Source organism: Kitasatospora sp. NPDC056138 (assembly GCF_042264695.1).
GTDB lineage: Bacteria > Actinomycetota > Actinomycetes > Streptomycetales > Streptomycetaceae > Kitasatospora.
In genome coordinates, this window is the sequence record NZ_JBHJVK010000091.1 from 13,901 (window position 1) to 27,144 (window position 13,244).

A 13,244-nucleotide genomic window follows, 5' to 3' on the forward strand; every position below is an offset into this window, starting at 1 on the left:
AAACTAGGCTTGCCCGTGTCCGGGCAAACCATCTCAACCCAGGTTTATCGGACACTCTAAGGGGGCGCTATGCGCCATGAACCCCGAAGACCTCCGCGTCGGCCCGTACCTCCGGCTGAGGATCAGCCGCACCGCCGACCGGGCTGAACTGGCCCGGCTCATCCCGAACGCCACGCCAGGTGAGGTCGTCACCGCCGGGCTGTCGACAACTCTCAAGGCCAGCCACCTCATCGAGGACCTCGTGGTGGCGAACCCCGCCTGCGAGACCATGCTGCGCCGTCTGCTGACCGCCATGTTCCTGCGGATCAGCGGCCTCGACACCGACCCAGCGACCTGGCACCAGCGCCTGGTCGCCGTCATCCGCCGCGGACGGCTCCCGGCCCGGGCCGTCGACGCCTACTTCCGAGAACACCGGGACCGCCTGCGCCTGTCCGCGTTCCTCCAGGACCCCCGCCTGCGCACGGAGTGCTCCAAGCCTGCGACCCCGGGCAAACTGGCGATGGACCGACCCTCCGGCCACAACCAGCCCTGGCACCCCCACACCCCCGAACACGAACCGGTCGACGCCCCCGACACGCTCCTGTGGCTGCTCGCCTGGCAGGGCTTCGGCCCCAGCGGCATGGGCGCGCAGCGCACCCACGCAGGCGTGGTCAGCAAGCAGATGCGGGCCGGGAGCCTGCGCGGCTCCATTTCCTACCACCCCCTGGCCGCCACCCTTTTCGCCGGCCTCGCGCTCGGCTGCCCGCCCCCGCACCTATGGCCCGACCCGCCGGGGGACGACCGCGCGGCCTGGGAACGCGAAGACCTGCCCGACCCGCTGCGCCCCGTCGTGCCGGGCGGGCCGGTGACCCTGCTGATCGGCCGATCCGCCCACGCCGTGCTCCTGGACCTCGACCTGGACCGGACGGCGGCCGTGGGCTGTTGGGTGGCGTGGGCCACCCGCACCCCGGTCCCGCAGGCACCGGACCCGTTCCTGATCCACTACCGCAAGAACTTCCGGCACGCGGACGCCCGCCGCCACCTGCTGCGCGACTTCGACGCACTTGTCCACGCGGCGGTGCCCGGCGCCGACCCGCCCAAGGGCGTCACCATGCCGGCCTGGCTCGGCACACTCGCCGTGCTGCCCCGCGAGACGATCGACGCCTTGGGGCCGGTCCGTGTCCGCGCGCTCGGCTGCCAGCAGCAGCCGCAGGAACGAGGCGACGTGCAGTGGGTGGCCGAGACCACCCCGGCGAGCATCGCCACGTTCCTGCCCGGACGCGACCCGGCACGCGAAGCCCGCCTCGGCCAGTTGCACACCGACGCCGAAGAAGCCGCCGACACACTGCGGCGGTCCCTGCGCGGCGCATGGCAACAGATGGCCCCCGGCGCAGCCGAGCAGAACCCGTGGCTCGACGACGCCCTCGGCCAGTACTGGGACGCCGCGGACCGGACGTTCTGGCCGGCCGCCCTCGACGGCGGCGCTCTGCCGCACTACGCGCGCAACGCCCTCGACCTCTACGACACCCACACCCGTCCCCACGCCACACGCCCGCCAGGCCTGGGTGCCGTCGCCCGCAACCGCCGCGCCCTCGACCACCTCGCCCGCCAGCACACACCCCGGGAAGCAGCACCATGACCACCACCACCCCTCGGGCACCCGCGCGGGTGAACAGGTACGACACCTACCTGGCCGTCGTACGGAAGGCCTGCGCCAGTCCCGCCGGCCGAGCCGCTCTGCGCGACGGACTGCCCGACGACTTCCGCAACCCCTGGCCGATGTACCGGCACCTGCTGCGCCACGGCACCATCCCCTGCCCGCCCGACCGCGACAGCGAGCTGCCGTTTCTGCTCGTGGCCGCGCTGTACGCGGCCCACGACGCCCCCAACCCGAGCACGACGGTCCAGGCGGTGTTCCGGCCGCGGTCCTCCAGGCCGTGGCGCAACCTCGGCTGGTCCTACCGCGCGGCCGTCCGCCGCGGCACCGTTACAGCCGGCCGCGCCGAGGACGACCTGAACAGCATCGTCCAGCTCACCCTGCCGGGCCTGTACCGGGCCCTGCCCCGGGTCGTGGGACAGCTGCGCTCCCAGGACGTGAGCGTCGAATGGGCCGTCCTGCTGAAGGACCTGACGCGCTGGCAGCGTCACCGCGCGGAGGTCTGCACCGGCTGGGCCCGCGCCTTCTATGACCAAGACCCCCGATCCGGGAGGTGACCTCGATGACGACAACCCACGTCCACCTGGACGTCCATGTCCTGCAGAACTTCCCCTTCTCCAACCTCAACCGGGATCGCTGGGGCCGCCCCAAGCAGGCCCAGTACGGCGGTGTCACCCGCTCACGGTCCTCCTCTCAGCGCGGCAAACGCACCCTGCGCGGCGCCGTCGAACGGGCCATCGGCGACGCGGCCCTGCGCACCCGGCACGTGCCCGAGCTGGTCGCCGACACCCTGACCCAGCGGGGCTGGGACGAGGACCTCGCGCTGGCGGCCGGCCGGATGATGATCCCCGCCGCCCAGGTCACCGGATTGGGCCTGAACGACGCCGGGACCACCAACGCCCTGCTGTTCCTGCCCGACATTGCCATCACAGCCCTCGCCGACGTGGCCGATCGCCACCGGACGGCCATCGCCAAGGCCAAGACCGCAGCCGACAAGGACGAGAAGGCCAAGGACGCCCGGAAGGCCCGCCAGCGCACCGGCGAGCCCGCCCAGGCCGAGCCCGCGGACGACACCGACGAGGACACCACCGCCGGCGCACCGTTCGCCGCGCTCACCGAACACGCCACGAAGGCGATCCCGGCCGCCGAAGTCCGCGCCGTCCTGGCCACCCGCAACGCGAGCATCGCAGCGTTCGGCCGCATGCTCGCCAACGAACCCGGCTCCGAGGTCCGCGGCGCCTCCCACATGGCCCACGCCCTGACCACCCACCAGACAGAGCCCGAACTCGACTTCTACGACGCCATCGACGACGTCCAGCACACCCACGGCGCCGCCCACCTCGGCGACCAGACCTACACCAGCGGCGTCTACTACAGCTTCACCTCCCTCGACATCCCGCTCCTGCTCACCAACCTCGACCAGGACTGGGACGACCTCGCCCAGGAGACCACCCGCGCCTACCTGCACGCGGCCGCGCTGGAGCCACCCACCGCCAAAGCCACCAGCACCGCCCCCTACACCCTTCCGCACCTGCTCTACGTCGCCGTGCGCACCGACCGTCCCGTCAGCCTCGTCGGAGCATTCGAGAGCCCGGTCCCCGCGACCGAGGACGGCTACCTGCCCGAATCGGTCCACCGGCTCAACACCCACGCCGCAGCCATCGCCGACTTCCTCGGCACCAGCGGACTGGCAGCCCACGCCCACGCCACCCTGACCGACACGAAGCTGCCCGCACTCGGCGAACGCATCCACCCCGTCGACGAGCTCATCGCCTGGACGATCACCCAGATCGGCAAGGCCCTGGCATGACCGGCGGCCTCATCCTCCACCTCGCCGGGCCCCTGCAGGCCTGGGGCGGACCACAAGGCCACGGCACCTACCCCACCGGCACCCACCCCACCCGCTCCGCCCTCATCGGCCTGCTCGCCGCCTGCCTCGGCCGCGCCCCGGACGCCGACAACAGCGACCTCGACAGCCTGCACTTCACCATCCGCGTCGACCGCCCGGGCCAGCGCGAAAGCGACTTCCACACCATTGGCGGCGGCTACCCACCCGAGAGCACCCCGCCCGACGCCACCGGCCGACACCGCACCAAACCCGGCCAGGGCACCCTCACCACCACACGCTGGTACATGACGGACGCCGCCTTCACCATCGCCGTCACCGGCCCCACCCGCACCCTGCACACCCTCACCGACGCCATCGACCACCCCCACTACCCGCCCTACCTCGGCCGGCGAAGCTGCGTCCCCGACGTCCCCCTCACCGCCTGGCCCACCCCCGGCGACCCCGTCGCCGAACTGCGCCGCTTCCCCCTCCACCGCGCCCGCCGCCCGACCGGGCCGGTCGAGTTCATCTCCGACACCCCGCCCCGGCGCGGCGCACCGCCGGACGCGACCCTGCGCAACGAGCCCGGGCCCGGCCGCACCTTCGCCGACTACGACCTGTGGCACCGCCACGAGGTCCTCCCTCCCGACACCCCGGCCGGTACCGGCACCGCCTACCTGACGTCCCTCACCCACTACCGGGAAACCCAGTCATGACCACCACCGCCACCAGGACGCCCCGGACCCCTACCAGCCACGCGTGGCCGTACCTCACCCGCCTGACCCTCGGCACCCGCAGCCGCACCGCCTACCGCGACCTGCACGACCGCACCCTCCTCCACCACCGCCTCCAAGCCCTCACCCCCGGCCATGACCGCCTCCTCTACCGCCTCGAACAACACCCCGAAGCCCCCGTGCTCCTCATCCAGACCGCCCGGCCCCCCGACCCCGCCCGCCTGCCCGCCGGCTACGCCCGCGCCATCGACATCCGCCCCCTGGACGCGCTGTTCGACTGGATCGCCCCCGGCCGGGCCGTCCGTTACCGCCTCGACGCCAACCCCTCCCACCACGAGGGCCCACCCCCGGGCGGAGCTCGCCGTCACGACTACAGCCGACGGCACGCCCTGACCACGGACCAGACCCTCACCTGGTGGCACCGCCAGGCCGACCGCGCCGGCCTCACCCTCACCGCGGCCCTCGACACCCGCCAGGACGCCATCAACGCCCGCCGCAAGAACGGCCCCGACATACGCCTGCCCAACGTCCGCTTCGAGGGCACCGCCACCGTCACCGACCCCGACGCCCTGCGCACAGCCCTCCTGAGCGGCATCGGCCAGGGCAAAGCATTCGGCCTCGGCCTGCTCTCCATCGCCCCCACCCACTGACCGCCATGCACCCACCCCCCGGCCCCTGGGCCAAACACCGCGGCCTCACCACCCCCTACGGCATCGACCTCCACGGCCTCGACACCGCCGCGATGGCCTGCGCCCTGTGGCGCCACTACCTCTCCCGCCACCAACGCCGCCTCATCGCCCACGGCTGGCACCTCACCCAGAACCAAGTCCGCCTGCTACTGATGTTCCTCGCCGCCCTCCACGACATCGGCAAGATCCAACCCGCCTGGCAGGCCGCCGTCCCCACCGCCGACCACCTCACCGGCCGCCCCGGCTACGCCCCCCAACCCCCCGACACCCCCCGCCTGCGGCACGAACGCGCCACCCTCTACGTCCTGCCCGAACTCCTGCACCGCCTCTACGACCTGCCCCTGAACGGCAGCCCCAGCACACTCGTCGCCCACCAGCTCGCGCAGATCGCCGCCACCCACCACGGCACCTTCCCACCCCCGCTCACCCACCTGCGCGACGAACTCACCCACCCCACCACCGCCCTGCCCGCCCTCGGCACCGACGGCTGGGACCGTGAACGCCAGCGCCTACTCGAAACCGCCGACACCCTCCTCGGCCACCCCCTCCTGCCCACCCGCACCGCCCCGCCCACCACCGCCATCCTCACCGCCGGCGTCATCTCCCTCGCCGACTGGCTCGCCTCCCAGAACACCTGGATCACCGCCCGCCAGACCGACTGGGACACCGACACCATCACCAGCGCCGCCGCCCACCTGCACCGCGCACTGCGCCTGGCCCCCGCCGCCCTGCGCGACGCCCAGCTACGCACCCCGGTGGTCGTCCCGCCGACGACGATGCGCGCGATGTTCCCCGATCTGCGCGGGCACCGGCTCTACCCCCTGCAGAAGCGCATCGAGAAGGAGCTGCCCGAGCTGGTCGACCGGCTCGGGCCGGGCCTGCTGCTGATCACCGCGCCGACCGGTGACGCGAAGACCGAATGCGGGCTGTTCGCGGCATGCGTGCTCGGCGCCGCCGCCCACTGCATCGGCACCGCCATGTTCCTGCCCAACCGCGCGAGCTGCGAGCCGATGTGGGAACGCCTGCGCGCCCACACCCGCGCCACCACCCGCGGCCCCGCCCCCACCGGCCTGGTCCACCACCTCGCCTGGCTCGACACCCACTTCAACCCCCTCCAGAGCACCGTCGCCAGCGACGCCACCGCCGTCGAGGAGTGGCTGCGCGGCCGCTACCGGCCGCTGCTCGGCCACACGTGCGCCGCCACCTGGGACCAGCTCGTCACCGACGTCCTGCCCGCCCGGTACAACACGGTCCGCTGGCTCGGCATCACCCGCAAGACCGTCGTCATCGACGAGGCCCACGCCTACGGCCCCTACGAGCACCAGCTCACCAAGGAAGCCCTCCACTGGCTCGGCGCGTTCGGCATCCCCATCGTCCTGCTCTCCGCCACCCTCACCGGCAACACCGCCGCCGACCTGGTTCACGCCTACCGCGCCGGCTCAGGCCACACCGACACCCCCGCCCTCCACCCGCCCTACCCCGGCTGGACCTACACCGACCTGGCCACCGGCACCATCACTACCAGCCCCACCATCCCCTCCGCCCGGGCCCACACCCTCACCATCACCGTCACCTCCGCCACCCACATCCACGACCCGGACGACCCCCACGGACGCGCCCACGCCGTCCTGGACGCCCTCCGCCCCCTCCACGACTCCCACCGCGGCAGCGCGCTGATCGTCTGCAACACCATCGCCGACGCCCAGGCCACCTACGACCTCCTCGCGGTTACCTGGGGCACCGGCCCGCGAACCCCGCGCCTCCTCCTGCTGCAGGCCGCCACCCCCCACCACCGTCGCACCGCCGCCACCCGCAAACTCCGGCGCTGGACCGGCAAAGGACGTCCCCGGCCTGCCCGCCCGCTCGTCGTCGTGGCCACCCAGCTCGCCGAGCAGAGCCTCGACATCGACACCGACCTCGTCATCACCGACCTCGCGCCTCTCGCGCTGATCATCCAGCGCGCCGGCCGCCAGTTCCGCCACCCGCGCGCCGACCGGCCGCCCTGGGCCACCGGCCCGCGCATCACCGTCCTCGTCCCGCCCGGGCGCCTCCCGGCAGCCTGGCTCCAGGTCTACGACGAATCACTGCTCGACCGCACCCGCACCGCCCTCGGCCCCCCAGGCGACCACCACCTCGCCATCCCCGAGGACCTCCCCGACTTCCTCGACGCCGTCTACGAGCTCGACTTCACCACCCCGGCCGGCATCAGCCACGAAGGTCGGCAAGCCACCGAACACGCCCTGGGCAAGCAGGCCGCCGTCCCCAGACCTGCCCGCATTACCGACCTCCATCAGCTGTCCGACGGCGAAGCCCCCCACCCCGAAACCCGGCTCGGCGCCGACACCCTGCGCGTCCTGCCTGTCTACACCACCCCGGGCCACACCTGGCTCAATCGCCGAGCCACCAAACCGCTGCCCGATCAGGCCACCCCCGCAGACCCCGCCGCGATGCACCAGCTCATGAACCTCACCGTCCCCATCCGCGCCGCCCTCTTCGACGCAGCAGACCCGCACACCGACCCACCGCCCGTCTGGAAGGACGTCGCCTCCCTACGACACCTCCGGCTCCTGCCCCAGCCACTGTGCAACGGCGTCCCCCAGCCCTACCGAAACCACCACCACGACCTGAGCCTCCACCCCACCCTCGGACTCGTCAGCCGGACAACCCGGCGAGGCCCCGATCCATGACAAAGAAACAGCAAAGCACCTGAAGACCCGCAGGTCATCAAGGGTGTTCTCCCGGCGTGCGGAGATCTGCCGAGGTGTCAGCAGTGCCCGGGGCCGGTGCGGCCGTGTTCTCCCGGCGTGCGGAGATCTGCCGGCGACGGCACCCGTCGCCGAGAGAGGGCAAGGGCGAAGTGTTCTCCCGGCGTGCGGAGATCTGCCGTGGTGCATCCTCACCGCCCTGTCCGCCTTCGTGTGCTCTCCCGGCGTGCGGAGATCGGCCGCGATGCCGACGGCGCATCAGGATCCCGGTACGGGGGCTCTCCAGGTCGACGGAGGTCAGCCGGTCCAGGACGGCAGGTGGCAGGTCTCCTTGCAGTGCTCTCCCGGTGCTCGGAGTCCAGCTGTCGGCGTCCGTGGTGACGGCGATGCCGATCAGCGCCTCTGCTGGCATACGGAGTTCAACCAACGGATTGGAGGACGAGCTGGCCCAGCAGCGGACACTCTCCTGGCGCACGGAGTTCGGCCGATGGCTTACATCGTCCTGCCGGTCTACATGCCAATTTCTCCCGGCGTACAGAGTTCAGCCGCAACCCGGCTTCGGCGCGGCGATCATCTGGCCGTGCTATCCCGGCGCACGGAGTTCAGCCGCCCGCGGTCATGATCTCGGTGTGGTCAGCCCAGTGCTGTCCCGGCGTGCGGAGATCTGCCGACCACTGCCATGGAGGTGGCCGCCGACACCGTGTGCTCTCCCGGCGCACGGAGTTCAGCCGTACCTCGCCAAGGTCGAGGACCAGGACGTCGTGTGCTCCCCCGGCGCACGGAGTTCAGCCGGCCGACCCGAGTGCGGACCAGCCGGTCCGCGCGTGCTCTCCCGGCGTACGGAGTTCAGCCGCCGATGGAGCTTCGCACCTTGCTGGACCTGTAGTGCTCTCCCGGCGTGCGGAGATCTGCCGCGGTTCATGAGGTCGCGCTCGCGCACTCCGCCATGCTCTCCCGGTGGACGGAGGTCAGCCGGTCCAGGACGGCAGGTGGCAGGTCTCCTTGCAGTGCTCTCCCGGTGCTCGGAGTCCAGCTGTCGGCGTCCGTGGTGACGGCGATGCCGATCAGCGCCTCTGCTGGCATACGGAGTTCAACCAACGGATTGGAGGACGAGCTGGCCCAGCAGCGGACACTCTCCTGGCGCACGGAGTTCAGCCGCGGCCATCCGGCACGGGATCGGGGTCGCCATGGTGCTCTCCCGATGTACGGAGTTCAGCCGTAGGCGACGGGGCGCGGCATATCCGGGCCCAGGTGCTCTCCCGACGTACGGAGATCAGCCGTCGGAGTCCGTGGTGTCAGCGGTGCCGACCAGAACCTCTCCCGGCGACCGGAGTTCAGCCGTCGAAAGCCTCCAGGTACCGGATGCTGGCACGATGCCCTTCCGGCCTAGTCCTGTCCGGGGACATCCTGCCTGACACCGACCACTCGCCAACCCAGCCTGCGGCGCTCCATCCCAGGCAGGCGACAACTCGGCGACGGTGTCGGAGGAGCGCAGCGCACATGGGACAGCGCCAAGACCTAGCAATCCCTTCGGGAGAAGTGGCATTGACGACCGCGAGGGGACTGGGCACTGACGCTCATCCAATAGCGCGGCACCCTGGCATCGACGGAAGTGGGGCTTCGCCCGTGATCTTGCTGATACGCCGCCGGATGGCCGCGAACATTTCGGCGCGCTCCCTGACCTGGTAGTTGACGCGGTCGTAGCGCAGTTGGAGCGTGGCGGTACGGTCCGGGGACTTCAACAGGACAAGGCCCAGGCTCTCCCCGGGTGTCAGGTCGCGGTGATGGGGTTGGCGTCCAAGAAGGCCACTTGGTCGACGCCGGGCTGCAGTGGGGGCCCGAGCCTGGCGGGCGAGAAGCCGCCCGTTCCCTGCTGTTCCGGGCGGGGTTCCGGGATGGGTGCTGGAACTGGCGGCCAGGTCGGCGGCGTAGGTCATCCAGTCCCGCTGCTGGCGTGTCAGCGGACGCGGCAGAATCCCACTGTCCCTTGACACTGGCGTGCTGCCACCAGCGGCGTCCGGGCCGCGAAGGGCTCCAGTGCCTGACGAAGAGTCTGCGAAAATGCCTACTGACGTCGTCAGCGGTGGGCCATCAGAGCGACGTCCCAGGGAAGTACGAGGAGAGCTGACGTGACAGAACAGCACAGCGAGACAGAGTCGGTGGGCAAACCCAAGTTCACGGACGAGGAACTCCGCGAGGCGCAGTGGCTCGGCGTCGAGGGGGATACCGACGGCCCGCAGATCGCTGTGTTGGAAGGCGGGTTCGTGGTGATGCGTCACGGTGGTGACCCGGACGCTCCCTACCTTGTCTACACCCCGGCCGAGTGGGATGCCTTCCAGCGGGGAGCGGCTGATGGAGAGTTCGACAATCTTCCCGCCCCGTCCTGACCGCTTCCGCCGTGGGACGTGCGCTGTGATCGACAGCGAGGAACTGTGAGGCGGCCCCCGTAGCCACAGCCTGGCGGTCGTGCGTACTATCGCCAAGCTGAGGCTGGGGCGCGACGGATGCGCCACGCCCCGGCGAGTTGTCACAACCAGCAGGTGGCAATGCGTATGGCCCGGCACACTTCGGAAGTGCCGGGCCATACGCACATCACTGGGGGTGTCCGGTCAGTTCACTGGGACCAGGGTGTTCGTGCCGACGGCTGCGGTGAAGCGGCGGAAGGCGGCGGAGGGGTAGCGGTGGGCCGGCCCCTGCGGGTCCTTGCTGTCACACACGGCGACCTCGCCGGCCGCGCCGGCCGCGCACTCGACGCAGTTGTCATTGCCCCCGCTGTAGCTCGACCTCTTGAAGGGGAAGCCGGTGGCGGAAGCGTCGGAGTAGTAGCTCACTTGATCTTGTCTCTCTGTTCGGTGATGAAGGCGAGCGAGTCGTCTCGGCTCATGGCCTCAGCCGTGATCTCGACGAACTTCGTCCGGTACAGCTCCACATCGTCAGGTTCCTCGACCCAGAGACTGCTCAGCAGTCCTTCGAGGAACACGACATCGAGGTCCTGGCGGTGTGGAAAACCCAGGAGTGCCAGTGGTCCGGCGTGGCCGGGATGGAAGGCAGCGCCGACAGGCATGACCTGGAGGTTGATGTTGTCGTAGCGGCTGAGCGTGAGGAGCTTGTCGAGCTGCGGGACCATGATGTCGGGCCGGGTTGCGTTGGAGAGCAGCGCCGATTCGTGTATCACCGCCCAGACCTGGACAGGGTTCGGTCGGGTCAGGATCGACTGGCGCGCCATACGGACCTGTACCTGGTCCTCGACGGTGCCGTGCAGCCGGGTTCCGAGTCGCTCGATGACGATCCTGGCGTAGTCCGCGGTCTGGAACAGACCGGGGATGAAGGACGGTTCGTACGTCTTGAACGTCGAAGCCTCGGTCTCCAGTTGGATCAGGTCGTAGGCTGTGGCGCTGATGACGTCGCGGTAGCTGAGCCACCAGCCGCGCTTGCTCCCGTCCTTGGTGATCGCGATCAGACCAGCGCGGAACTTCTCGTCTGTGACCTCGTAGAAGTCGAGGAGCGTGATGACGTCCTCGACCTTGGCTGCCGACCGGGCGTTCTCGATCCTGTTGATCTTGGGCTGACTCAGGCCCGTGGCCTCGGCCACTGTGTCGGCGGACACCTTCATGAGCTCGCGGAGCTTCCGCAGCTCACCGCCAAGCTGGCGTCGGCGAACGGTCGAGATCGCCATGCAGTCCTCCTGATCTGTCGATTGACCAGTCTGCCCCCGATCCGGGCACGCGCGCTACCAGCAACTGGCAGTCGAAGCAGCCGAATCCAGGTTCGAAATGAATAAATTCAAGTTTGGTCGAGCAGCTTGCATATCGCCACTGCCACGCGCCATGCTGAGTGTGACGGACCGCACGCCAGCTGTTAACAGCATCGGTGGCCTTCTGTCATCTGAGCCTGCACAACGTATTTTTGAATGATCGTCAGGCATGGAGCCGCTGGACCGCGCCACTCTGAGTGTGGCTGTAGATGGTCAGGCGCCGTGCAGTGGCGGTCACCGCGACCGTCACGGCCGCTTCCCCGGATCCACCTCAGCCGACCGCCTCGTGCCCGGCGCCCGGAGGAATGTCATGCTCACGGTAAACTTTCTGGCGGAAGCCAGATGCGAAGCAGTCGGGGACGCGCGCCGCAGGCTCGTGGAGCTGCTGCGGACGGCCGGCCTCGATCTCGACGACGAGACGGCGGAGACACTCAAGCTGCTCCTGGGCGAGCTGCTGGCCAACGGGATCATGCACGGCTACGGCGGCGCAGCCGCAACACCCGGCGCTTCCCTGCCCGTGAGGGCGCAGATGGACGGAGGCATGCTGCTCGTTGCCGTGCATGATCCCGGGCCGGGGGTACCGGTGGAACGGGCTGCGAGCGCGGCGGAGACCAACGGGCGCGGTCTCACTCTTGTTGCCCGTTTCTCGGCCGGCTACGGGTGGAGGAACAGCGAGATGGACGACGAAGGCCCGGGGAAGTGGGTGTGGTTCAAGCTCGACCTCAACGCCCCGACCCTCGGCGCGCCGACGTACCTGGAGACTGAGGAGGTTCCGGGGGCGCGGATGGCTGCGGAGCGAAGGGCCCGGACGGATCTGCAGAGCGCAGCGCTCGACGCCTACCGGCATGCCCTGCTCTTGCGGCCCTCGCCCGTGGTCCACACGGCCGCGCCCTGTCAGGGCCGTCCGGCCAGGACCGTGCGGATAGGCAGGGCGGCGTGAGCAGCAAGCGCATCGCCGCCGCCTGCACCCCCGGCCCGTCGTCTTTGCTCCGGACGCGTCCGGCCCGGCACACCGTGCGGGCCCACAGGCGGCGGGTGCCGGGTCCCAGCCCGCAGGAACAGATGGTGGTCGACGTCGTGAACCGGCAGCTTTCTGTCGCCCTGCAGCCCTTCCGGGAAAGGATCGGCGAAGTGCTGCAGGTCGGAAGGCTGATCATCCGTCAGTCGCGGCACGGCAGCATCGAGATCCCGCACAGTGGCGATCTCCCGCGCAACTCCTCGTAGAGGCGGCCACAGCAAAGGCTTCTCGTCCCCCGAGGGCGGGAAGACGCGGAACCCTCCGCAGAAACCCGCTAATCCCCCCAGCGGGCAGTGGAGAGGGCCGCGTAGTCCGGCAGTCCCGACCGACGGCGGTCGGGTGTCCCCCTGCCGGCATGGCCGGGGCACAGCTGCCCCCGGCCAGGTGGCAGCCCAGGTTGAATGCGCCCGCCTGGGCTGCCACTTCGACAGCACACGTACGGGTCGTCCTGCGGCCCGGTACCGTTCCGCTCTCCCGCGCCTGGCCTTGCCGTTCAGGCCGGTCGCGGGGCACCACCCCCACCTGTACCGGTGGGTCGCACAACAGGGTTCCACCCCCGGGAAATCACGCCTCGTCGTTTCGCGTGGTCCCCGGGGGCAGGCCCTCACAGTACTGCCGCACCCAGGCCGTGGGGAGCCGAACGGTGCGGTGGCCTCCGCCAGTTCGCGCTCCTGCTGTTCCTGCGCCGGCTGGCGGTGGCGGGCCGGATGGCCTGGGGAGCCCCTGACCGTGCAGGCAGGGACGGGCCATCCGGTGATCCTCCGGCGTTCCCGCGCGCTCGGCGCGGGGACCCCCCCGGGCGGCGTGTGGGGTGCGGGGGGGGGGGGTGTTAACAAAAACCAACCCCCCCCCACCCCGGGGAAAGGGGGTAGGGGCGGGG

Annotated in this window: 12 protein-coding genes; 9 read left to right on the forward strand and 3 right to left on the reverse strand. The window is 70.6% G+C overall.

Features of this window, described 5'->3' with window-relative positions:
* The first annotated feature begins 76 nt into the window (after window positions 1-76).
* From ACFC1R_RS34890 to cas3, 6 genes are read left to right on the forward strand one after another with little or no spacing between them, the layout of a single operon-like run.
* A complete protein-coding gene (locus tag ACFC1R_RS34890; RefSeq protein ID WP_375945665.1) occupies window positions 77-1,618 on the forward strand; it encodes a type I-E CRISPR-associated protein Cse1/CasA in 1,542 nt (513 codons plus the stop codon).
* Window positions 1,615-2,193, forward strand: coding sequence for a type I-E CRISPR-associated protein Cse2/CasB (casB, locus tag ACFC1R_RS34895; RefSeq protein ID WP_375945667.1), 579 nt, complete (start codon window positions 1,615-1,617; stop codon window positions 2,191-2,193). Before ACFC1R_RS34890 ends, casB begins: the two co-directional genes overlap by 4 nt.
* 5 nt (window positions 2,194-2,198) lie before the next feature.
* Complete coding sequence (locus ACFC1R_RS34900; RefSeq protein ID WP_375945668.1) at window positions 2,199-3,446, forward strand: type I-E CRISPR-associated protein Cas7/Cse4/CasC; 1,248 nt, start codon at window positions 2,199-2,201, stop codon at window positions 3,444-3,446.
* Entirely contained in the window at window positions 3,443-4,180 is a 738-nt protein-coding gene (gene cas5e, locus ACFC1R_RS34905) for a type I-E CRISPR-associated protein Cas5/CasD (protein ID WP_375945670.1), read from the forward strand. Before ACFC1R_RS34900 ends, cas5e begins: the two co-directional genes overlap by 4 nt.
* The gene (gene cas6e / locus ACFC1R_RS34910) at window positions 4,177-4,848 is read left to right on the forward strand and encodes a type I-E CRISPR-associated protein Cas6/Cse3/CasE (protein ID WP_375945672.1); all 672 of its coding nucleotides are present in this window, start codon (window positions 4,177-4,179) and stop codon (window positions 4,846-4,848) included. Before cas5e ends, cas6e begins: the two co-directional genes overlap by 4 nt.
* Before the next feature lie 5 nt (window positions 4,849-4,853).
* Window positions 4,854-7,574, forward strand: coding sequence for a CRISPR-associated helicase Cas3' (gene cas3 / locus ACFC1R_RS34915; protein ID WP_375945674.1), 2,721 nt, complete (start codon window positions 4,854-4,856; stop codon window positions 7,572-7,574).
* Window positions 7,575-8,510: 936 nt separating this feature from the next.
* Here the strand turns inward: cas3 and ACFC1R_RS34920 are convergent.
* Complete coding sequence (locus tag ACFC1R_RS34920; RefSeq protein ID WP_375945676.1) at window positions 8,511-8,675, reverse strand: hypothetical protein; 165 nt, start codon at window positions 8,673-8,675, stop codon at window positions 8,511-8,513.
* A 1,046-nt stretch (window positions 8,676-9,721) separates the two neighbouring features.
* On the opposite strand from ACFC1R_RS34920, the gene ACFC1R_RS34925 reads away from it, so the two are divergent.
* On the forward strand, window positions 9,722-9,979 hold the full coding sequence (locus ACFC1R_RS34925; RefSeq protein ID WP_375945677.1) for a DUF397 domain-containing protein: 258 nt from the start codon (window positions 9,722-9,724) through the stop codon (window positions 9,977-9,979).
* 222 nt (window positions 9,980-10,201) lie between these two features.
* On the opposite strand, the gene ACFC1R_RS34930 is transcribed toward ACFC1R_RS34925, so the two are convergent.
* Window positions 10,202-10,423, reverse strand: a complete 222-nt coding sequence (locus ACFC1R_RS34930; RefSeq protein ID WP_375945679.1) for a DUF397 domain-containing protein — start codon at window positions 10,421-10,423, stop codon at window positions 10,202-10,204.
* A complete protein-coding gene (locus ACFC1R_RS34935; protein WP_375945681.1) occupies window positions 10,420-11,268 on the reverse strand; it encodes a helix-turn-helix domain-containing protein in 849 nt (282 codons plus the stop codon). Before ACFC1R_RS34935 ends, ACFC1R_RS34930 begins: the two co-directional genes overlap by 4 nt.
* Window positions 11,269-11,515: 247 nt before the next feature.
* On the opposite strand from ACFC1R_RS34935, the gene ACFC1R_RS34940 reads away from it, so the two are divergent.
* Both ACFC1R_RS34940 and ACFC1R_RS34945 read left to right on the forward strand, forming a co-directional pair.
* Window positions 11,516-12,286, forward strand: a complete 771-nt coding sequence (locus ACFC1R_RS34940) for an ATP-binding protein (protein ID WP_375945683.1) — start codon at window positions 11,516-11,518, stop codon at window positions 12,284-12,286.
* A 122-nt stretch (window positions 12,287-12,408) separates the two neighbouring features.
* Entirely contained in the window at window positions 12,409-12,570 is a 162-nt protein-coding gene (locus ACFC1R_RS34945) for a hypothetical protein (RefSeq protein WP_375945685.1), read from the forward strand.
* Window positions 12,571-13,244 lie beyond the last annotated feature (674 nt).

Coding starts and splice junctions, on each gene's coding strand:
- ACFC1R_RS34935 (WP_375945681.1), bottom strand. CDS start 11,268: ATGGCGATCTCGACCGTTCGCCGACGCCAGCTTGGCGGTGAGCTGCGG.
- cas5e (WP_375945670.1), top strand. CDS start 3,443: ATGACCGGCGGCCTCATCCTCCACCTCGCCGGGCCCCTGCAGGCCTGG.
- ACFC1R_RS34920 (WP_375945676.1), bottom strand. CDS start 8,675: ATGCCAGCAGAGGCGCTGATCGGCATCGCCGTCACCACGGACGCCGAC.
- casB (WP_375945667.1), top strand. CDS start 1,615: ATGACCACCACCACCCCTCGGGCACCCGCGCGGGTGAACAGGTACGAC.
- ACFC1R_RS34945 (WP_375945685.1), top strand. CDS start 12,409: ATGGTGGTCGACGTCGTGAACCGGCAGCTTTCTGTCGCCCTGCAGCCC.
- ACFC1R_RS34940 (WP_375945683.1), top strand. CDS start 11,516: ATGGAGCCGCTGGACCGCGCCACTCTGAGTGTGGCTGTAGATGGTCAG.
- cas3 (WP_375945674.1), top strand. CDS start 4,854: ATGCACCCACCCCCCGGCCCCTGGGCCAAACACCGCGGCCTCACCACC.
- cas6e (WP_375945672.1), top strand. CDS start 4,177: ATGACCACCACCGCCACCAGGACGCCCCGGACCCCTACCAGCCACGCG.
- ACFC1R_RS34890 (WP_375945665.1), top strand. CDS start 77: ATGAACCCCGAAGACCTCCGCGTCGGCCCGTACCTCCGGCTGAGGATC.
- ACFC1R_RS34900 (WP_375945668.1), top strand. CDS start 2,199: ATGACGACAACCCACGTCCACCTGGACGTCCATGTCCTGCAGAACTTC.